Annotated in this window: 18 protein-coding genes; 9 read left to right on the plus strand and 9 right to left on the minus strand. The window is 36.1% G+C overall.

Annotated elements, in window-relative coordinates:
* Position 1: 1 nt before the first annotated feature.
* The 3 genes from EG342_RS16140 to EG342_RS16150 form a co-directional block, all read right to left on the minus strand.
* On the minus strand, positions 2 to 967 hold the full coding sequence (locus tag EG342_RS16140; RefSeq protein ID WP_103293725.1) for a D-2-hydroxyacid dehydrogenase: 966 nt from the start codon (positions 965 to 967) through the stop codon (positions 2 to 4).
* Positions 968 to 1091: 124 nt separating this feature from the next.
* Positions 1092 to 2156, minus strand: coding sequence for a 3-phosphoserine/phosphohydroxythreonine transaminase (serC, locus tag EG342_RS16145; protein WP_103293724.1), 1065 nt, complete (start codon positions 2154 to 2156; stop codon positions 1092 to 1094).
* A gap of 124 nt (positions 2157 to 2280) precedes the next feature.
* Complete coding sequence (locus EG342_RS16150; RefSeq protein WP_103293723.1) at positions 2281 to 2631, minus strand: 4Fe-4S binding protein; 351 nt, start codon at positions 2629 to 2631, stop codon at positions 2281 to 2283.
* A gap of 59 nt (positions 2632 to 2690) precedes the next feature.
* Between EG342_RS16150 and EG342_RS16155 the strand changes: the two genes are divergently transcribed.
* Genes EG342_RS16155 through EG342_RS16165 form a run of 3 tightly spaced genes read left to right on the plus strand, consistent with a single transcriptional unit; the run spans position 2691 to position 4939 of the window.
* The gene (locus EG342_RS16155) at positions 2691 to 3725 is read left to right on the plus strand and encodes an acyl-CoA reductase (protein WP_103293722.1); all 1035 of its coding nucleotides are present in this window, start codon (positions 2691 to 2693) and stop codon (positions 3723 to 3725) included.
* Between the two features lie 46 nt (positions 3726 to 3771).
* Complete coding sequence (locus EG342_RS16160; protein ID WP_103293721.1) at positions 3772 to 4218, plus strand: peptidylprolyl isomerase; 447 nt, start codon at positions 3772 to 3774, stop codon at positions 4216 to 4218.
* 31 nt (positions 4219 to 4249) lie between these two features.
* Positions 4250 to 4939, plus strand: coding sequence for a Bax inhibitor-1/YccA family protein (locus tag EG342_RS16165; RefSeq protein WP_103293720.1), 690 nt, complete (start codon positions 4250 to 4252; stop codon positions 4937 to 4939).
* Between the two features lie 367 nt (positions 4940 to 5306).
* Here the strand turns inward: EG342_RS16165 and EG342_RS16170 are convergent, their stop codons facing one another.
* The 5 genes from EG342_RS16170 to EG342_RS16190 all read right to left on the minus strand — a co-directional run bounded on the left by EG342_RS16170 (position 5307) and on the right by EG342_RS16190 (position 10911).
* On the minus strand, positions 5307 to 5555 hold the full coding sequence (locus tag EG342_RS16170; protein WP_027375263.1) for a DUF6952 family protein: 249 nt from the start codon (positions 5553 to 5555) through the stop codon (positions 5307 to 5309).
* The gene (locus EG342_RS16175) at positions 5555 to 5863 is read right to left on the minus strand and encodes a thioredoxin family protein (protein ID WP_103293719.1); all 309 of its coding nucleotides are present in this window, start codon (positions 5861 to 5863) and stop codon (positions 5555 to 5557) included. The genes EG342_RS16170 and EG342_RS16175 overlap by 1 nt, the downstream gene beginning before the upstream one ends.
* A gap of 106 nt (positions 5864 to 5969) precedes the next feature.
* Entirely contained in the window at positions 5970 to 6602 is a 633-nt protein-coding gene (locus EG342_RS16180) for a peroxiredoxin (protein ID WP_047098363.1), read from the minus strand.
* A gap of 146 nt (positions 6603 to 6748) precedes the next feature.
* Positions 6749 to 9688, minus strand: a complete 2940-nt coding sequence (locus tag EG342_RS16185) for a M16 family metallopeptidase (protein ID WP_103293718.1) — start codon at positions 9686 to 9688, stop codon at positions 6749 to 6751.
* A gap of 29 nt (positions 9689 to 9717) precedes the next feature.
* Entirely contained in the window at positions 9718 to 10911 is a 1194-nt protein-coding gene (locus tag EG342_RS16190; RefSeq protein WP_103293717.1) for a pyridoxal phosphate-dependent aminotransferase, read from the minus strand.
* 234 nt (positions 10912 to 11145) lie between these two features.
* On the opposite strand from EG342_RS16190, the gene EG342_RS16195 reads away from it, so the two are divergent.
* The 6 genes from EG342_RS16195 (at position 11146) to EG342_RS16220 (ending at position 19474) form a co-directional block, all read left to right on the plus strand.
* Complete coding sequence (locus EG342_RS16195) at positions 11146 to 12486, plus strand: M20/M25/M40 family metallo-hydrolase (protein WP_103293716.1); 1341 nt, start codon at positions 11146 to 11148, stop codon at positions 12484 to 12486.
* Positions 12487 to 12579: 93 nt separating this feature from the next.
* Positions 12580 to 13215, plus strand: coding sequence for a 16S rRNA (guanine(527)-N(7))-methyltransferase RsmG (rsmG, locus tag EG342_RS16200; protein WP_103293715.1), 636 nt, complete (start codon positions 12580 to 12582; stop codon positions 13213 to 13215).
* Between the two features lie 62 nt (positions 13216 to 13277).
* Positions 13278 to 13682: a hypothetical protein gene (locus tag EG342_RS16205; protein WP_103293714.1), complete on the plus strand. Its 405-nt coding sequence runs from the start codon at positions 13278 to 13280 to the stop codon at positions 13680 to 13682.
* Positions 13682 to 14218 carry a DUF922 domain-containing protein gene (locus EG342_RS16210; RefSeq protein ID WP_103293713.1) on the plus strand — a complete coding sequence of 179 codons (537 nt, stop codon included), beginning with the start codon at positions 13682 to 13684 and terminating at the stop codon, positions 14216 to 14218. The genes EG342_RS16205 and EG342_RS16210 overlap by 1 nt, the downstream gene beginning before the upstream one ends.
* Entirely contained in the window at positions 14215 to 16902 is a 2688-nt protein-coding gene (locus EG342_RS16215; RefSeq protein WP_103293712.1) for a PD-(D/E)XK nuclease family protein, read from the plus strand. Before EG342_RS16210 ends, EG342_RS16215 begins: the two co-directional genes overlap by 4 nt.
* 205 nt (positions 16903 to 17107) lie before the next feature.
* On the plus strand, positions 17108 to 19474 hold the full coding sequence (locus EG342_RS16220; RefSeq protein ID WP_103293711.1) for a patatin-like phospholipase family protein: 2367 nt from the start codon (positions 17108 to 17110) through the stop codon (positions 19472 to 19474).
* 68 nt (positions 19475 to 19542) lie between these two features.
* On the opposite strand, the gene EG342_RS16225 is transcribed toward EG342_RS16220, so the two are convergent.
* Positions 19543 to 20679, minus strand: a complete 1137-nt coding sequence (locus EG342_RS16225; protein ID WP_103293710.1) for a cytochrome-c peroxidase — start codon at positions 20677 to 20679, stop codon at positions 19543 to 19545.
* Positions 20680 to 20689: the final 10 nt, after the last annotated feature.

A 20689-nucleotide genomic window follows, 5' to 3' on the forward strand; every position in this document is an offset into this window, starting at 1 on the left:
TTTATCTTATAGTTTCTTTTTGTAGCTTAATAATTTGTTCTGCAAGTTCGATACCGATTTTCTCTTGCGCATCCACCGTATTTCCTCCTACATGAGGGGATAGGGACAATGCCGGATTCATCAACAGAGGAAGTTCCGGGCTGGGTTCATTTTCAAAAACATCCAGGGCAGCTCCGGCCACTTTTCCTGATTCGATAAAATCGATCAGCGTTACTTCATTGATTACTCCGCCTCTTGCAGTATTGACAATATACACACCGTCTTTCATTTTTTCAAACTGAGGGGTATCTATAATATATCCAGTCGTTTTAGGAGTATTGATACTGATGAAGTCCGTGTCTTTGAGAAATTCATCCATATCATTGGTAGAATTGATTTCAAAATTGACAGCCTGTCCATCAAAAAAGTTCAGCGTGAGAACTTTTGTTTTTGGATTTCTTGTCAGAACTTTTACTTTCATTCCTAAAGCGATTCCTATTTTCAAGACTTCCTGGCCAATACTTCCAAAGCCGATTACTCCTAATGTTTTTCCTGAAAGCTCATATGCATTGCTGAATGACTTTTTCATGGCATTGAAATGGGTTTCTCCTTCCAATGGCATAAGTCTGTTTGATTCGTGAAGGAATCTTGCCAGGGAAAGGAAATGTCCGAATACCAATTCTGCAACTGATTTTGAAGATGCAGTAGGGGTATTGATTACTTTTATTCCTTTGCTTTTTGCATATTCAACATCAATATTATCCATTCCGATACCACCTCTTCCGATGATTTTAAGGCCTGGACATGCATCGATCAGATCTTGTCTTACTTTCGTTGCACTTCTTACAAGGAGAACGTCCACATTATTATCGTTGATAAAATTAATAACGTGATCCTGGGCCACTCTATTGTCCAGGATATTAATTCCGGCTTCTTTTAAAACCCGTTCTCCTGCTTTTGAAATTCCATCGTTTGCTAAAACTTTCATGTGTTATTTGATTTAAAGATTGAAAAATTTAAATATTTCAACATTTTAAAACTAGGGTGCAAATTAATGAATTTAAATTAACTGCTTTTAAATCTTCCAATCTTTGAATTTTTTACTGTTTAAATTATTTGATAGATTTCATGACATCCACCAAAACCTGTACGCTTTCAATTGGCAAGGCATTGTATAGGCTGGCTCTGTATCCGCCTAAGCTTCTGTGTCCGTTTAATCCACTGATACCAGCAGCTTTCCATGCGTTATCAAATTCTTCTTTTTTACTTTCATCCGTAATTTTGAAAGAAACATTCATTAAAGAACGATCTTCCTCCACACAGAATGTTTCGAATAGCGGATTGCTGTCGATTTCACCATACAGAAGCTTTGCTTTAGCTTCATTTCTTTGTTCTGCAGCAACAATGCCACCATTATTTTCAAGATGCTGAAGAGTCAGTAAAGATGCATATACCGGGAATACAGGTGGAGTATTGTACATTGATTCTTTAGCAATATGCTGAGAATAATCCAATATAGAGAACATGTTTTCTCTTCCTGTTTTACCCAAAATCTCTTTTTTAATCACCACTAAAGTTACCCCTGCAGGTCCCATATTTTTCTGAGCTCCGGCATAGATCAAATCAAATTTAGAGAAATCCAGCTGTCTTGAGAAAATATCAGAACTCATATCACAAACCATCAGGGTATCTACTTCAGGGAAAGATTTCATTTGAGTTCCGTAAATTGTGTTGTTGGAAGTACAGTGGAAATAATCGTATTCTGCACCAACAGTATAATTTTTAGGAATAAAAGAATAGTTTTCTTCTTTTGAAGATCCTACTACATCTACTGTTCCTACTTTTTTTGCTTCTTTAATAGCTCCGGCTGCCCATGTACCTGTATCCAGGTAAGCTGCTTTTCCACCTACTTTCATCAGGTTGTAAGGAACCATTGCAAATTGCAGGCTTGCACCACCTCCTAAATAAAGAACTTCATAGTCATCTCCAAGATTCATTAATCTTTTTACAATCGCACGTGCTTCGTCCATTACAGCAACGAAATCTTTACTTCTGTGAGAAATTTCAAGAAGAGATAGTCCGATTCCGTTAAAATCTAAGATAGCCTGTGCCGATTTTTCAAATACTTCTTGTGGTAAAATACATGGCCCTGCGCTGAAGTTGTGCTTTTTGTTCATATTTTTATTTTTTGGTAGCTGCCGGAATTATTTTATTCTTTTAGCCTTATTTTGATTTTCAATTAAAATTATTAAGCTTTTGGTCAAAAAAATCCGCCTCACAGAGCATGAGACGGTGTTTTGTTTATTCGCCGTGTAAGAATGCTTTTTTATTAAGCAGTGCTTCTTCTGATTCTACATGATCTTCATCAGGCACACAGCAGTCTACAGGACATACAGCGGCACATTGTGGTTCTTCATGGAATCCTTTACATTCTGTACATTTATCGGTTACAATAAAATATACGTCATCACTTACCGGCTCCTGAGGCGCCTCAGCATCTACAGTAAGTCCTGAAGGAAGAGTTATTGTACCCTGAAGGGCAGTGCCTTCTGAAGCTTTCCAATCTACGGCTCCTTCATATATTGCATTATTTGGGCATTCCGGTTCACAGGCCCCACAGTTAATGCATTCATCAGTTATTTTAATAGCCATCGCTAATTTTTTTTAAATTTGCACAAAATTACAAAATATTCCCCAATTTTAAAGTAATTATGAATACCGAAAATCAAGTTTTAGGACTTATTAAATTAAGTGACTATATAAAAGCGTTTTTAGCGAAAAAACCGAAAGAACAGAATGAAGATGATGTTAATATTGAATTATTATTAAAGAAGTCTGAAATAGAGAATCCGTGGTTTACAGTTGATAATCAGAAATTTGCTTTATTGCAATGGTCTGATCTTCTGACTGAAGAGAATATTAAAAACTGGTTGAAAAATTATTCCATCTCGAAGATTTCGAAAAGAGTAGGACTGATTTTAGCGGGAAATATTCCTTTAGTAGGATTTCATGACGTTATTTCTGTGGTTTTAAGTAACCATATTCCTGTGATTAAGCTGTCTTCAAAAGATAAACGACTGATTCCTTTTCTGTTAAATAAATGGAAGGAGTTTTCTGATGACAATGTAGCATTTGAATTTGTAGAAAAATTAGAAAATTTTGATGCCGTAATCGCTACTGGAAGTAACAATACTGCCCGATATCTGGAGTATTATTTTAAAAATCATCTCAATATTATCCGCAAAAACAGAACTTCTGTGGCTGTTTTAAAGGGTGATGAGACAAATGAAGAATTACAGTTGTTGGCCAATGATATTTTCCAGTATTTTGGACTGGGATGTAGAAATGTAACGAGAATTTTTATTCCTCAGGATTTTGTCATCGACCGATTATTTGAAAATTTCCTGAATTTCCAGGATATTATCAACCACAATAAGTATGCGAATAATTATGATTATAACAGAGCGGTTTATCTTTTGAACCAGGATAAGTTCTGGGATAATAATTTTGTGATGCTGAAGGAAGATGAAAAATTGTTCAGTCCGCTTTCTGTAATTAATTTCAGCAGGTATGAATCATTGGACGATGTTAAAAACTTTATGGCTGAAAACGAAGAGGATATTCAGTGTATTGTTGCCAAAAATGAGCTGGAACTGAACTCTATAGAATTTGGCGAAGCTCAGAATCCAGGCCTTGATACTTATGCTGATAATGTTGATACCATGAAATTTTTGGAACTGGTCTGATTTTCGTATCTTCCATGACTTATTTCACTAATAACAAAAATGGATTATGAAAAAATTATTTTTAGGACTCGCTGTTATCGGAGCGCATTTTATGTTTGCTCAGAAAGTGGTGGGTCTTCAAGTTGAGAAACCTCAGAAAAAAGAACAACAGGCTACCATAAGCACGGAAAAAGTCAATTTGTATAATGATAATTTCCAGGCGTTCATGGCTGCTCTGCAATCATCAGACCGCAAAACGATTGACGGGTTGCTTTCTGATAAAGTAAAGGAGATTGTCACAGATGATGTCCTTAAAAAAGTAAAAGCAGGTATTGATTCAAATAAAAAGCTTGAGGTTTTGAAGGCAGGATATTATAAAACAATGGACGGAGTCAATCACCCTAGTATCAGATATAAATATGCAGGAGAGAACTCTTCGAAAGAGGTTATTACGGCTGTATTTGAGGAGGATGGTAAGATTCTGGGAGTATTGCCGGCCAAGAAGGATAAATAAATTTATTTTCGATTAACAAAAAATATTAACTATGATGACAGATGTTTTAGTCGCTAAATCCTCGGAAGTGGATAAAGCGAATTTTTACAAGAAAACGTATTTGCACGTTGCCTTATCAATTCTTGCGTTTATTGGCGTTGAAACCATTTTACTGAAGATAGTTCCGGCGGAGCTTATTGCCATGATGTTCGGACAAAGATATATCTGGTTACTGATTATTGGTGTATTTTGGCTGGCTTCAATTTTAGCTTCCAAATGGTCACTTTCACAAAGTAAGTCAACACAATATTTAGGACTTGGATTTTATATCGTTCTGGAGGCGGTAATCTTTATGCCTTTGCTTTTTATCGCTGTGAATATGACCGGTGGGCCTAATGTGATTTTTCAGGCTGCTACTTTAACGGTTGCTATGTTTGCCGGGATTTCTGCGGTTGCTTTTACTTCTAAGAGAGATTTTTCTTTTTTACGAAATATCATCGTAATCGGAGGATTTATTTCCATCGGATTAATTGTTGGCGGGATGTTATTCGGTTTCAACTTAGGGCTATGGTTCTCTGTAGGAATGGTTATTCTGGCCTCAGCAACGATTTTATATCAAACAAGTAAGCTAAAAGATTCTTATGGTACCAATCAGTACGTGGGAGCAGCATTACAGCTTTTTGCATCAATTATGCTTTTATTCTGGTATATCCTGAATATATTGATGAGCAGAAGAAACTAATGATAAGTTGATCTTGTCTTTTTAATAATAGTCCCGGTGATATGTTCATCGGGATTTTTTATTTCTCACACAGATCGCTTTTTTTAACCACAAATAACGCTAATGATTGCACGAATGACACAAACTAGCATCAATAGGAGCGGGCTTTAGTCCGCTTATCAATTAAACCCAAAAAATCCTGATGACATTCCACCGGGATTTTATTGGATATTCTTTAATATGTAACCATGCAACAACCAGCTTCAGATAAGCTTTAATAGCTTTTTGAAGTCATATAGATGTTGAAAAAATATAATGTATTAAAGAATAGGGAAAAAATATAGTAATGAGGAAAACCTCAGATATCTTGTGTTTTTATGCTAAAAACTTACTTGTCGATAGATCCTAAAACCTTTTGGGCAAAAGAGTTTAAGGCATCTTTTTCGCTCATTCCGTTTTGTACATTGGCATGAACTTCTAGAGCTCCGCAAATATTTGTAATTAATTCTCCTGCTACGTTAAGGTCTTCTTCACTTGTTCCTCTGAACTCGCTGAAACTTTCCAGAACTTCCAATGTTTTTTCAAGATTTTCAGGAGTTTGATTCTGATAAAATTGTCTGATTACCGGTAATTTCATTATGCTAATTCGTTAAAAAGGTTAATTAAACTATCTGCCTGGTTAGATTGAACCTGGTTTACCAATTCACCGTTTTTAAAGATGGCGAAAGTGGGAAGGTTATCTACTTTTGCTAATTTTCTGCTTTCAGGAAGTTTCTCAGCATCTACATATAAAAATGGAATTGAGTCATTTTCAGACGCTAATTTTTTGAATTTCGGCTTCATGATTCTGCAGTTTCCGCACCATGTTGCGCCGTATTGAACAACTACTTTTTCGTTGTCATTTACGATATTTTGTAATGTATCTTCGGTTAATTCTGTGTACATGATTGTAATTTGAAAATTTATTAATTTGAAAATGCTTTGTAAAGAAGAAAATGAGATAACTTTTGATAATTCTCCAATTATCTCATTTTCAAATTAACATATTACATTAGTTCTTCGCTAAGTATTCTGCTGTAGAAGTTCTGTCTGCTTTCATAGCATCTTTACCTTCTTCCCAGTTTGCAGGACATACTTCACCGTGTTTTTGAACGTGAGTGTAAGCGTCGATTAATCTTAAGAATTCTTTTACGTTTCTACCTAGAGGCATATCGTTTACCGCTTCGTGGAAGATTTTTCCAGTTTCGTCGATAAGGTAAGTCGCTCTGTAAGTTACGTTAGAACCTGTGAAAACTTCTTCTCCTTCTTCATTGTATTCGAAATCCTGATCTACAATTCCTAAAGTATTTGCTAATTGTCTGTGAGTATCAGCTAAAAGCGGATAAGTTACTCCTTCGATACCTCCATTGTCTTTTGGAGTGTTTAACCAAGCAAAGTGTACTTCGTTTGTATCGCAAGATGCACCGATTACTTTAGTGTTTCTTTTTTCAAATTCACCTAAAGCCTCCTGGAAAGCATGAAGCTCAGTAGGGCAAACGAACGTGAAATCTTTTGGATACCAGAATAAAAGAACTTTTTGCTGGTTGTTTACTGCTTCATCAAGGATGTTGATTCTTAAATCGTCACCCATTTCAGACATTGCGTCAATTGTTAAATTCGGGAATTTTTTTCCTACTAAAGACATAATTTTCTTGTTTTTATATTTAAATTTCTAATGCAAATATAGAAAGATTTATCTATCGAACAAATGAATATTGATAAATAAAATCTATAATTGTTTTTGATGTGTTATCAATTAAAAAGCCCTGAATTCAGGGCTTTCTTGTTTATTTAATAACCGAATATTTCAGTTAAGTTGAGTTTTTTTACTTCTCCCAGTTTCTGCATATCTGCCTCACTTACTTTATCTTGAGAGGCCACAAGACAATAGGTGTAGTTCTTGTTTTTCATTTCCTTATCATGGAATGCATTGATGTCTGCAAAGGATAGTTTAGGCGCCTGTTCATAGACGTTCTTTCTCATATCGAAATTGTTTCCAAGTCGTTGGGATTTAAGATAAGAGAAGATAATGCCATCCTGAGTGATCCTTTCAGAAGCGATCGTTTTTTTCAAACCACTTTTTGCAGTCTCAAACAATTGTTCAGACTTTGGTAAGGTAGTCAGAAGTTCATTCATTGCAAAAGAAGCTTCATTGAATTTATCTGCCTGGGTTCCCACATAAGCCATAATGCTATTTTTGTCCTCCTTTTTACTTGGAAGCGCAAAATAAGAATAGGTAGAATAAGCCAATGCTTTGGATTCTCTGATGGTCTGGAAAACAATAGATCCCATTCCGCCTCCGAAGTAGTTGTTGAATAAACTTACCGTAGGAGCAATCGTAGGACTATATTGTTCTGAGTTTCTTGCCCAGAAGATCTCAGCCTGTACCATGTCATAATGGGCAAATAATACTTTATTCTTATCTGTCGGAATCTGTGTAAAGGTTTTTGTCTTTGGAAGCTCTTTAAGCGTTGCAGGTAGCTTATGTACAGGTTTTAATGAAGCTACGACTTCAGTTCCTGTTTTTGGCCCATAATAAAGTGCTTTATGTTTAAAGTTGAATAGATCATGAAGGATGTTCACCAGGTCTTCAGCTTTTAATGCATCAAGTTCAGCATCACTCAAAACATTGTTGAATGGGTTTTGTGTGCCATATTGCGCATAACTTCTTAGCCCGGCCATGATGCTTGCTTTGTTTTGCTTGGCATTTGCTCTGGCTTTTTTTAATCTTGCTTTGTAAGCATCTAGGGCAGTTTGGTCAGCTTTGCAGTTTTTAATCAGATCTTCAAATAAAGCAATTGTTTTATCGAAGTTTTCATTCAAACCTTCCAGTGAAACATAAGTTTCTTCATTGCCTGCACTTACTTTAAAGCTTGATGCCAGTTTATAGAATTCTCTGCTGATGATTTCTGACGACTTATTGTTTGTTCCTAAGTACTGCAGATATTCTGCTGCAAGCGGAAGCATTTTGTTGTTCCATTTTCCGGAATCAAAATGATAATACATTCTGAACAATGCATTGTCCGTATTTTTCACAGAAAGTACATCTACATCTCCCAATTTGTTTTTAGCAATGTCTTTGTCATAGTTTAACCATACCGGAGCAATTGCTTTTTCAGGCATCTCGTCAATCTTTTTAAGGAAAGAAGATTGATCTTCTCTGTTTACAGAAACAGGAGTGATGGTTGGTTTATCAACCTTTACAATGTTCTTGTCTTCTCCTTTTTTCTTATAAACCGCTACATAATTATTGTTTTGAAGATATTTAGAAACAAAATCCATGATATCTTTCTTAGTCAGCTTGGAAATTTCTTCAATATACTCCAGGTTGGCTTTGTGGTCAACATCAGAAGTGAATTCATCCATTAAAATGCTTGCTCTTGAAGAGTATTTTTCATCCTTTTGAATGGTATTCTTCTTTTCGTTGTTTACGATAGATTGAATAAGATCATCAGAGAATTCTCCTTTTCTTAATTTCTCGATTTCCTGAAGAAGAAGATTTTTCACTTCATCTAAAGATTGTCCTTCAGTAGGTTTCCCTTGCAAAAGTAAAACGGAATAATCTTTTAAAGTATAAGGAAAGGCATAAGCTGCCAGTAACTTCTGTTTTTTTACCAGATCCAGATCAATCAATCCGGCTTGTCCGTTGGTAAGCATGCTTCCAACGAAATTTAACAATCTTGCATCTTTTGTCGAAGCGCCGGGAAATCTAAAGCCAAGCATTACACTTTCTGAATCAGGACCAACGACTTCTTTTATTACCGGAGAAGCAATAGCTTTTTCCTGACCAACGATATATTCAGGAACCGGTTTGGACTTCATGTAAGAGAAGGCTTTGTCAACCTTAGCAATGACTTCGTCCGGATTAAAATCTCCTGACATGATGATTCCCATATTGTTGGGAACATAATAATTGTTATAATAATCTCTGATGGCATGCAGAGATGGATTTTTTAAGTGTTCAATGGTCCCGATGGTCGTCTGTTTTCCATAATTATTATTAGGGAAAAGATTGGCAAACATGGTATCATAAACTTTATCTCCATCGTCATCAAGTGATCTGTTTTTCTCCTCGTATACCGCTTCCAGTTCTGTGTGGAATAACCTCAGAATCGGTTCTCTGAATCTTTCTGACTGCAAAGCCAGAAATTTGTCGATAACATTAGAAGGGATGTCTTCGGTGTAAACAGTTTGCTCAAAAGAAGTGAAGGCATTTGATCCGTCTGCGCCCATACCGGCCATCATCTTATCATACTCGTTGGCAATGGCGAATTTGGCTGCTTCTCCGGATACTCTGTCAATTTCTTTATAGATTTCTTTTCTTTTCGCCTCATCTTTGGTCTGATTGTACTTTTCGTACAAAGCATCAATCTGATCCAAAAGAGGCTTTTCTTTAGCCCAGTCTTTAGAACCGAATTGATCCGTTCCTTTAAAAAGCATATGTTCCAGATAGTGGGCAAGACCCGTATGATCAGCAGGATCTGTTTTGCTTCCGGCTTTCGTGGCAATATACGTCTGAATTCTCGGATCCTTTTTTGTGGGACTCAGAATAACCGTTAATCCGTTTTTTAAAGTATAATACCTTGCTGAAGTAGGATCATTGGTTACGTACTTGTACTGGTAACCGTTGGAAGTTGCTTCCTTCCATTGGAAATCCTGTCCGTATGCATAGCCTGCAAAGCTTGCTGCGGCAATGCTGGTAGCAATGGTTAGCTTTTTTAACAAATTCATGTTGTTGTGTTTTATTTTAGTTATTAGTATTAATTAAATTTTTCCAGTAATTCTTTAATTCTTCTCATTGCTTCTCTTAACTCCTGCTCAGAAGCTGCATATGAGAATCTGATGCATTCCGGACTTCCAAAAGAGAATCCTCCAACACATCCTACCTGAGCATTTTCCAGCAGGAACATGGCAAAGTCGTCAGAGTTGTTGATTGTAGTTCCATTTAAAGTCTTTCCGATATAATATGAAATATCCGGGAAGAAGTAAAATGCTGCTTTAGGAAGTAAAACTTTAAATCCAGGAATTTCCTGAATCAGTTCATACATAAGATTTCTTCTTTCTTTAAAGGCATCAATCATATATCTGTATTCCGATGGGTCTGTTTTTAACGCGGTGATAGATGCTCTTTGAGCTACCGTATTGGCACCGCTTGTCATTTGGCCCTGCACTTTTTCACAAGCTTTTGCCAGCCATTCAGGACATGCAGAATATCCGATTCTCCATCCCGTCATAGCGAAGGCTTTTGACATTCCGTTGATTACCGCAGTCTGCTCGTATACTTCAGGAAATTGTGCGATAGAGGTCGTTTTTGTCTCATAATTGATGAATTCATAGATTTCATCTGAAATAATAGTAACCTGAGGATATTTTGCAATAACTTTGGCTAAAGATTTCAATTCGTCATACGTATAATAACCTCCGGAAGGATTACATGGCGAACTAAAAAGTATAGCTTTAGTCTTATCGGTGATCGCCTCTTCAAGCTGTTCGGCTGTAATTTTAAAGTCGGTTACATAAGAAGTGGGAAGCATTACAGAATTTCCTCCCATCATTTTTACCATTTCGTCATAGCTTACCCAGTAAGGAGCAGGAAGAAGTACTTCATCTCCGTCATTGATAATAGCTGCCAGTACATTTAAAATAGCCTGTTTTGCGCCGTTTGAAACACAAATTTGTGTAGGTTTATATTCAAGATTATTATCTCTTTTTAATTTATATGTTATCGCCTCACGTAATTCAAGGAATCCCGGAACCGGAGAGTAGTGGCTGTAGTTTTCATTGATAGCATCGAAAGCTGCCTGTTTGATATTATCCGGAACATCAAAATCCGGTTCACCAAGAGTTAAGCTGATCACGTCAATTCCGTTGGCTTTCATTTCTCTGGCTTTGTTAGACATTACAAAAGTCTGCGAGTATCCTAATCTTTTTACTCTATCCGAAAGTTTATCCATGTATTTTTTGAATTTTAACAAATATAAAATAAAAACGTCTTCCGGAAGCAATAAAAACGAGGTTGCTTTAAAGATTTTTGTCAGGTTTTTAGGAAATTACCTCACTTGGAATAATAAGCTTTTTTGTGAAAAATTGGATAATCTGATGCTTTTAAAGGTGGTCTATATTGTATAAAGAAGAAAATGATCAGATAAAACTGAAGGTTTTGTATCTTTAAACCAAAGATCCATTCTATGAAATTTTCTGTCTTCTTATTACTGATTTCCTGTGCTGTTTTTTCTCAAACACATTCAAAGGATGCTGAAGTAAAGAAATATGTTTCGCAGGTTAATGAAGATTCTTTAAAATCCTATATCACCCAACTTGTAAGTTTTCAAACCCGGCATACTTTGAGTGCTGCAGACGATTCAGAGCATGGCATCGGAGCCGCCAGAAACTGGGTGCTAAAAAAGTTTAAAGATTACGCTAAAAATTCCGGTGGAAGAATGGAAGTGTACCTGCAGCAAGAAGATCTTCAACCGGATGGTAAACGTATTGATAAAGTGGTCAATATTGGAAATGCCGTAGCCTTTCTAAAAGGTACCGATCCTAATGATAAAAGAGTTTTCCTGATTGGAGGACATCTTGATTCAAGGGTTACAGATGTAATGAACAGAACTTCTGTAGCTCCCGGTGCTAATGATGATGGCAGTGGAGTAAGCGCTGTAATAGAAGCTGCGAGAATAATAAGCAAGTCTTCGTTTCCGGCATCGATAATCTTTGTAGCCTTTTCCGGGGAAGAGCAGTCTTTGTTGGGATCTAAGCTCCTTTCAGATAAAATCAAAAAAGAAAATGTACAACTGGAAGCCGTTTTGAATAATGATATGATCGGAAATCCCAAAGCAGGTGAAACCGGGGAAATAAATACCCGGGTACTTCGTGTATTTAGTGAAGGGCTGCCATTCGTTGATCTTGACAAAAAGGCAATGACTATAAGGAATTTGGGTTATGAAAATGATAGCGAGTCCAGACAACTGGCACGGTATATTAAAGAAACTGTTGAGGAGTATGTGAAAGGACTCAGTGTAAAATTAATCTACAGAAATGACAGGTTTCTACGAGGCGGAGATCATACCAGCTTTGTTAACAACGGATTTCCGTCCGTGAGGCTTACTGAGTATTATGAAAACTATGATCATCAGCATCAGGATGTTAGAATGGAAGGCAATAAACAATATGGTGATCTGCCTGAATTTATAGATTTTAAATATCTGAAGAAAAATGTTGCGGCTAACATTGCGGTGCTGGCCAATCTTGCAAAATCAACTTCAAAACCTGAACAGGTAGAAATGGATGTTAAAGAGCTTACTAACTCTACAAGTCTTCATTGGCAAAAGCCAAAATCAGGAACTCCGGTAGGATACTATGTGCTGGTAAGAGAAACGGATAGTGCAGTTTGGCAGAAAAAAATATTTACTGCAGGTCTTTCAATCAAAATTCCGCTTTCAAAGGATAATTATATTTTTGCAGTACAAACAGTCAGTAAATCAGGAAACTTAAGTGTACCTGTAATTCCTGGAATTGCAAAAAAATAGGTCTGTTGAAAGATGGATTCAGGCTCTGCTTGGAAAAAGTAGATTTGAATACAAAAGAAATAAAACTTATTTTTGCGGATTATAATAATTCACATGTCTACATCGTTACTATTAAAATACTTTCCGGATCTTACAGAAAAGCAGTTAGAACAGTTTGCACAACTGGAAAGCCTGTATAATGAATGGAATGAAAAGATCAACGTAATTTCCAGAAAAGATATGGAATCGTTGTATGAAAAACATATTCTGCACTCATTGGGAATTGCGAAAGTAATGGAGTTTGCTCCCGGAACAAAGGTGTTGGATATCGGAACCGGTGGTGGTTTTCCCGGAATTCCTTTAGCTATTTTGTTTCCTGAAACAGAATTTACATTGATTGATTCTATCGGAAAGAAAATCAGTGTAGTGAATGCAGTAGCAGAAGGGATAGGACTTACCAATGTTACGGGTATTCACGGAAGAGCTGAAAAATTGAAAGAAAAATTCCATTTTATAGTCAGCAGAGCAGTTACCCAGATGCCGGAATTTTTAAGATGGCTGAAAGGGAAATTTGAAAAAGAACAGTTTAATCCCAAACATAACGGAATTTTATATTTAAAAGGGGGAGACCTTGCAGAGGAGCTTGCCGGACTTAAATGTGAAATTTATAATCTTAAAAGCTATTTTGATGAAGAATTTTTTGATACTAAAAAAGTAGTTTATGTATCAAAAGGTAATTTCAATTCCTGATTTAGTATGAATAAGGAATAATTTTTGCTAATTATTTGTTAATAATCGGAAAATCAAAGGTCATGAAAAAAGTTTTAAATATTGGATTTTTGATGTTGTCGCTAGGTTTATTTCTGGTTTCATGTAATGATGACGAATATCAAACCGTTGAATCCATAGATAAAATTAAGATAGATAGCGTAAAGGTGGTCAGTGATACGATGGATGTCCTCGGGATTCAGAGTATAAAGACCTATTCGACTTATCCATCCAACTGTGAAGGGTTTTACGGGTACGATTATGTTTACAATGATAACCTTCAAAGACAGGTGACCGCTTATAAATATATTACCAACGGGCCTTGTGCTCAGAAAAATACAGTAGGAGCCAGCCAGATTAATTTCAATCCGCAAAAGAAAGGTACTTATACTTTTAAATTCTGGAACGGTGGAGATAATTGGATCACCAAAACAATCGTAGTTCAATAATGAAATTAATCGTTGTTTTCTGCTTACTGGCTTTACAAATGGTATCGGGGCAAAAAATTATCTGGAAAGAAAATCAAAAATTGATTTGGGATAATTTTAAAAGTCCGGTCAATAGAAAAAACAATGCGGATGTTGCCGCGTATACCCATTGCGGGTGGGAATATTCTATTGTAAAATCGACTAACCCAAAATCTCCTGTCACCTTTGAAATAAAGACTTTTTTCAGTGAAGATAAATCCTGGAAGGATGTAAAAAAAATCAATGATTATATTCTTTTACACGAGCAAAAGCACTTTGATATTGCCGAGTTGTTTGTAAGGAAATTCAGAAAAGCTGTTTCTGAAAAAATAAAAAATTCAGGAGACTATGACCGATTATTTAAAACCATTAATAACGGGATACACAACGAGTATAAAAACTATCAGATGTCCTATGACAGAGATACTCAACATGGGATGAATAAAGAAAAACAGGCAGAATATAATGCTGCCATTTCTGAAGAATTAGAACATTTAAAAAGCTATAAAGCCCCTTGAAATTTCTCAACAAGATCATTCACGAACTCTTAGCGCAAAACCCGGATCTTTCTGCGTTTAATATTATTCTGCCCGGGAAACGGCCGATTGTATTTATCAGGGAGATTCTGGAGGAGAATAATTATTCGGGATTTCTTCCCAATTTTTTTACCGTTGAGGAACTTATCAATACGATTGCTGATAAACAGCCTATTCAGGGAATTCCGCTATGGCTTTTTTCTTTTGATGTATACAGAAGTTTAAATCTTATTCCCAGAGATGATTTCTCAGATTTTTTAAAGTGGTTTCCAACCTTGCAGAAAGATTGGGATGATATTCTGAAGTTTTCAGATAGTGATGTGGCGGTTCTGCAATATATGTTTGACGAAGAGAGGATCAAAGAATGGGCTCAGGACCTAGGAGAGGAGGATGATGTGCCACGTAAAAAGTTTCTTAATTTCTGGCAGAATATGAACGTTTTCCTGCCGGTTTTAAAGGAAAAGTTACAAGAGAAAAACTGGGCAACTTCAGGAATGATCCATGAAGCAGCGAAAGCTAAGATTAATGATTTTGCTAAAAATGCTTCAGAACAATTTGTATTTTGTGGTTTTAACGCCTTTACACCCGTTGAAGAAAAGCTTGTGAGAAGTCTTTTGCAATGGAATAAAGCGCAGTGTTTCTTCCAGGCAGATCGGTATTATTTCAATGACGAACGACAGGAAGCCGGAAAGTTTCTCAGAAGCCACAAAATGTGGAAAGAGTTTGATGACAACAGAGCTTTTCAATGGATTGAAGATGATTTTAACCAGCCTAAAAAGATCAAAGTATATGAAGTTTCCGGAAATGTAACGCAAACAAAAGTTTTACCGGAAATCTTTAAAGAAATCAATAATAAAACCTATTCCAATACGGCGGTTGTACTGCTGGATGAAAATCTCCTTCCTGCAAGCCTTGATGTCATGCATGAAGTTGAAAATCTGAATATTACGATGGGTTTTCCGCTGAAAAATCTATCCTTTTCAAATGCAGTGAAACGACTGTTTTATCTGCAAAAACAATTGGAAAAAAATAAGTCTTCTTACTATTACAGGGATATTTTTCCAATTCTGGAGGAACTTCCAAAATCTGCCGAAGATGAACAGCTGATCAATGACTTTAAAGCAAAAGTAGAAGAACGAAACATTGTTTATATCTCTAAAAAGTTGCTGGATGAATTGCTAGGCGGGCTGTCTTATTTTGCACTTCTTCAGAAAGCTGTGAATACCGGCGTTTACCTGGATATGCTTATTCAGTTTTGCCGGGATGTAAAATGGCTTGAAATAGATGATATTCAGTATGAGAATATTTCCCACTTTGAGAATGCCTTTAGAATTATTAAAAATCAGCTCACTCCATACCAAATTGAGATCAGGATGGAGACGCTTGAAATTCTTATCAATCAGCATATTAATTCAGAAAGTATAGACTTCCAAGGAGAACCTTTACGAGGGCTTCAGATCATGGGATTATTGGAAACACGTCTTTTAAATTTTGAGAACGTTATCCTGCTTTCTGTGAACGAAGGCAAGCTGCCATTGGGGAATTCTCAGAATACTTATATTCCTTTTGATATCAGAAGATTTTTTGATCTCCATACCTTTCTGGAAAACGACAGTATTTATGCCTACCATTTTTACCGGTTGATTCAGGATGCAAAGAATGTTCATTTGCTGTACAATGCTTTAAGCTCAGGGGTAAATACCGGAGAGAAGAGCAGGTTTATTACACAGATTGAAATGGAAAGTTCTCACGACATTGAGCACTTGATTATTGAGAATTCTTCTGAACCCATTGTAAGTAAACCGATAGAAATTACCAAGACCAAAATTGTACAGGAACGCCTTTTAAAATGGAAAGAAAAAGTATCTGCTTCTCACTTGACGAGCTACCTGTATAATCCTATTGATTTTTATCTTTCCAAGATTTTAAATACTTCCGAGACGGATGAAATTGAAGAAGAGCTGTCTGTGAAAAATTACGGAAATCTTGTGCATTATTCACTTCAAGAAGTATATGAGATACTTAAGGGTAAGGTTTTAAAAGAAAGTGATTTGGAGGCTTCAGTTAAAGCTATAGATCAATACATAAATATTGCCATTGAGAAACTGAAACATCAGCCTGAATTTTATGAAAAAGGCATGAACTACATTCATAAAGCTATTGCTAAAAAGGTGATTGAGAATGTCCTTAATCATGATCTTGAACTGATCAGACAAGGGAATAAATTAGAAATAATTGATATAGAAAGACGTTTCGAAAATATTGATTTTTATCTGGATGGAAATGACAAAATTTCTTTCTTCGGCTTCATAGACAGGATTGATAAGTTGAATGGAACGCTAAGAATTATCGACTATAAAACAGCCAAGATTAAAAATCTCAATGTGAAAATTGATGAGGATAATGTAGCAGAATATTTTCACAACAGTGAAAGAAAGCAGGCTCTTCAGCTTTGTATTTACCATTATGTGGTGCAGCATCTTCCAGAGTTTTGGGGCTTTCCGATTGAAACAGGAATCTGGAGTTTTGCAGATGCTAAAAAAGGAATGGTGTCTTTACAGTTTGATAAAGGAAATATTGATGACGCGATGAGGTCTGTGAAGAGTCTTATTCAGGAAATTCTGAACCCTGATGTTAATTTTGTGGAAAGTATAAAAGCTTATTAAGAGTCTTTTTTACAATCAACTAAGATATTTGAAAGAAGAAGAAATTAATTATTTTGAAAAATTCTGAACAACTCTGATAATGAATATTTTTTTTAATCTTTCTTTAACAGTAAAATAAAATGTGTTTTTTGCTGATTTCTAAGGCATAATCGTATATTTACCGTAAATTTTTTTTCATTTTTTACTTTATAAATTGGCTTGCCTCATGAAAAAGCTTCTGATCCTTTTAGGTATAGTTTTCTCTTTTATTATTAAATCCCAGCAAAGAAACGATTCTCTGAATATCGCACTGCAAAACGTAACCAAAGACACTAAATTTGGTCTTGCACTGAGTGGAGGCGGAGCAAAAGGTTTTGCTCATATCGGAATTCTGAAAATGATTGACTCTTTAGGAATAAAGGTGGATTATATTACAGGAACAAGTATGGGAGGAATTTTAGGTGGATTGTATGCAATGGGATATAATGCTGATCAGCTGAAACAAACCGTCTATAAAGTAGATTGGAACAGAATTCTGAGTAATAAAGTTCCTTACAGTAAAGTTAATATCAGCGAAAAAGACGAATATGATAAATATATTCTGGAATTCCCTGTCGTAAAAGGAATTCCTACGCTTCCCAGTTCGTACATTGAAGGACAATATATGGGTGAGGTATTGAATACGCTTACCTTTAACGCAAAGCATATCAATGACTTCAGTAAGTTGCGTATACCTGTGCAACTTACTTCTTCTGATATTGAAAACGGAGGCCTTATTATGCAAAAGAAAGGATCTTTACCTCTGGCTATTCGCGCTACTTTGGCAATACCGGCTGCTTTTGCTCCGGTTTATATTGATGGAAAACTTTTGGTAGATGGTGGGCTGGATCGGAATTTCCCGGCTAATGAAGTCCATCAGATGGGTGCAGATTTCGTTATTGGCGGCTACACGGGTTTCAGGTTATTTACGAAAAAAGAAATGGAAAATCCGATGAAAATGATTTATCAGACCCATGCCATCCGTTCTGTAGAAGATTTTAAACATCAAAAAGCTTTATCTGATATTCTTGTAGATTTTGTAGACCCTCTGGGAGATATTACAACGAAGGATTTTGCCAGATATAGAAGGATTATTAAAATCGGTGAAAAAGAAGCTAAAAAACACCTTCCTGAATTCGTAGCATTGGCGGAAACTCAAAGGAAATTGGGTATTATATACGATCATAAAATGATTGAGGAAGTAAAACTACCCACTACAAAGTTTACATTTAATGAAGAAGATGGTACCCCCATTAAAGATGAAGTTGAAATTGAAGTCATAAAGCGTCAGCTGGAGCTTACAGAAGGGAAGTACTATGATGTAAAGACCGTGAATGCAGCTATAGACAGAGTATTCGGTATGCGTCAGTATGTAAAAGTATATTATACGTACACTAATGTTGGAGATGGCCTGGTGATGAATATTTTTGTTAAGAGAGCAAAAAAGGGCGCTTTCAAGCTTGCGCTTCACTATGATAATGAACAATCGGTAGGGATTATTGTTAACTATACCTACAGGAACATTCTTTTGAACAGATCAAGATTTCTGGCAACGGTGGATATTTCAGAACGTTTCAAAGCCAGATTGGCATATCAGCAGTTTTTGGGTAAAGGTGATCGTTGGTGGTTTGATGTTGAAGCGAAAATGAGTCATCTTAAAAGTAATGATTTAACTTTCAGGTTGAATAGCGTTAGTGATGACGATAGCAGCACGAGATTTCCAAACCATATGTACAGGAATATAACCGGCAAAATTGCATTAAATTATAACATTTCACCCAATGCATTTTTTTCTTTGGGAACCGAATTCAACTCAGAAAGAATGTACACTTTACTGGATAAGATCGATCAGGCAAAAACGGAAAACTTTAATAAAAAATTATACAATCATAGTAATTTCAATACTTTTTTGAAATTTGAACAGAATAATCTTAATAAGAAATATTACTTTACAAAAGGAAATCACCTTCAGGTCAATACACGTGTTTATTACGGTGATACTTACAAATTATATGATCTGGATACGGTGCAGCCATTACTGTATTCTATATTAAATCCTGAACAGAGCTACTATTTTAAACCCAGAAATCTGGTTTCATTTACGTTAAATGAAAATTTTGCATATCCTATTACAAGAAGGCTGGCAGCTAAAATTAATCTGTTTTTAGGAGCAAGTTTTGGCTCAGTAAAAGAAGATCAGATCCCTTATCTTTTTCTTAATGAAAAGTACAATATCGGTGGCAGTGAATACAATAGTGATCTGATGAATCCTGAATTCAACGGACTTCGGCAGAAAGAATTACCTACAAATTCAATAGCTAAAATGGGCGTATCATTACAGTACAGAATCATGAAAAGACTATATCTGGCACCTTCTTTCAGTTATGGTAAGATCAGTGATGAATTTTCTCCTTTTACAAACACTTTTAATATGTTTGGCTATGGTCTGAACCTGGGATATGAATCTCTGATAGGGCCTATTAATATTAATGTTTCCAGGAATAATCAGCTCGATTTTTCAAGGATATACCTTAGCGTCGGATTTAAATTTTAATCAAGTAACAAGCTGGAAGAGAGAACTGGATTGTTGGATGAAATCTTCTATCTTCCAGCCAGAACTTCTTATTTTCTCGGGATTTCCGGACGTGGCATCTTGTAATAACTTCCTGACATACTTTTTAAAAAAGCGACAATAGCATCGGTTTCCTGTTCAGTGAGGCGCAGAGGTCTCATCAGTGGATCCGTTACAGGGAAATTAGGGTCCGCCTTCTTTTCATCGTCAGTTGGGTTAATCATCTGCATTCCGCTGTTGTATAAATTGACAATGCCGTGCATATCATCCATCAGGCCGTTATGCATCCATGGGGCAGTGTAGTCAAGATCCCTTAAAGACGGAGTTTTGAATTTTCCGACATCTCCGGACTTTTTCGTTATGTGATACAAACCAAGATCTTCATATTCACGTTTGTAATACGTTAATCCAATATTATGGAAAGATTCATCCGTCAGATATTTTCCATAGTGGCAATTCATGCAGCGCGCTTTGGTACGGAACAGATGCATTCCGTACAGCTCCTTATCACTCATTGCATTATAATTTCCTTTGATGAATTTATCCAGCTTACTTGGCTGACTTCTTATGGTTTTTTGAAAGGTAGCCAGTGCCCGGGCAATTTCGTCAAAAGTGATTTTGTCTGTTTGATATACTTCTTTAAAAAGTTGCTTGTATTCTTTTAATTTTGATAGTTTTCCGGCCAGCTTTTCCGGCTTCATATTCATTTCGTTATGCGCTGAGATCGGTCCTAGCATTTGTTCTTCCAATGTTTTTGCCCTTCCATCCCAGAAATATGATTTGCGTTCTGCAATATTGTAAAGGGACTGTGTGTTTCTCTTACCTTGCAAGTGGTCATTCCCTAAAGCAACCTCCTGACCATCGCTCCAGCCTAGTTCAGGATTATGACAGCTGCTGCAGGAGATCTGGCTGGATGAAGAGAGTTTAGGATCAAAAAATAGTTTTTTTCCAAGCATCACCTCAGGAAGTTCCTGGGTATCATAATAATTGGAATCCCATTCTATAGCTTCAAATTCCTTCCAGTTAACATCAGAATCTATGGAAGGCTTAGGCCAGTATTTTACAGGTTTTTTATACTGTTCTGCTACTTCGCCATAGTCTACACTGTATTTCTGTACGGTGTATTGCATAAAAAACAGTGCGATAATTCCGAGCAATGCTATTAATTTAAAATCTGAAAATTTCATCTTATTTTTT

The sequence above is a fragment of the Chryseobacterium lactis genome (assembly GCF_003815875.1).
GTDB classification, from domain to species: Bacteria; Bacteroidota; Bacteroidia; order Flavobacteriales; family Weeksellaceae; genus Chryseobacterium; species Chryseobacterium lactis.

Bases quoted from the DNA above. Each gene is read 5' to 3' on its own strand.
- EG342_RS16155 (WP_103293722.1), top strand. From the start codon at position 2,691: ATGAATACCGAAAATCAAGTTTTAGGACTTATTAAATTAAGTGACTAT.
- rsmG (WP_103293715.1), top strand. From the start codon at position 12,580: ATGTCTACATCGTTACTATTAAAATACTTTCCGGATCTTACAGAAAAG.
- EG342_RS16190 (WP_103293717.1), bottom strand. From the start codon at position 10,911: ATGGATAAACTTTCGGATAGAGTAAAAAGATTAGGATACTCGCAGACT.
- EG342_RS16165 (WP_103293720.1), top strand. From the start codon at position 4,250: ATGATGACAGATGTTTTAGTCGCTAAATCCTCGGAAGTGGATAAAGCG.
- EG342_RS16140 (WP_103293725.1), bottom strand. From the start codon at position 967: ATGAAAGTTTTAGCAAACGATGGAATTTCAAAAGCAGGAGAACGGGTT.
- EG342_RS16225 (WP_103293710.1), bottom strand. From the start codon at position 20,679: ATGAAATTTTCAGATTTTAAATTAATAGCATTGCTCGGAATTATCGCA.
- EG342_RS16185 (WP_103293718.1), bottom strand. From the start codon at position 9,688: ATGAATTTGTTAAAAAAGCTAACCATTGCTACCAGCATTGCCGCAGCA.
- EG342_RS16170 (WP_027375263.1), bottom strand. From the start codon at position 5,555: ATGAAATTACCGGTAATCAGACAATTTTATCAGAATCAAACTCCTGAA.
- EG342_RS16210 (WP_103293713.1), top strand. From the start codon at position 13,682: ATGAAATTAATCGTTGTTTTCTGCTTACTGGCTTTACAAATGGTATCG.
- EG342_RS16180 (WP_047098363.1), bottom strand. From the start codon at position 6,602: ATGTCTTTAGTAGGAAAAAAATTCCCGAATTTAACAATTGACGCAATG.
- EG342_RS16160 (WP_103293721.1), top strand. From the start codon at position 3,772: ATGAAAAAATTATTTTTAGGACTCGCTGTTATCGGAGCGCATTTTATG.
- EG342_RS16175 (WP_103293719.1), bottom strand. From the start codon at position 5,863: ATGTACACAGAATTAACCGAAGATACATTACAAAATATCGTAAATGAC.
- EG342_RS16205 (WP_103293714.1), top strand. From the start codon at position 13,278: ATGAAAAAAGTTTTAAATATTGGATTTTTGATGTTGTCGCTAGGTTTA.
- EG342_RS16150 (WP_103293723.1), bottom strand. From the start codon at position 2,631: ATGGCTATTAAAATAACTGATGAATGCATTAACTGTGGGGCCTGTGAA.
- EG342_RS16195 (WP_103293716.1), top strand. From the start codon at position 11,146: ATGAAATTTTCTGTCTTCTTATTACTGATTTCCTGTGCTGTTTTTTCT.
- serC (WP_103293724.1), bottom strand. From the start codon at position 2,156: ATGAACAAAAAGCACAACTTCAGCGCAGGGCCATGTATTTTACCACAA.
- EG342_RS16220 (WP_103293711.1), top strand. From the start codon at position 17,108: ATGAAAAAGCTTCTGATCCTTTTAGGTATAGTTTTCTCTTTTATTATT.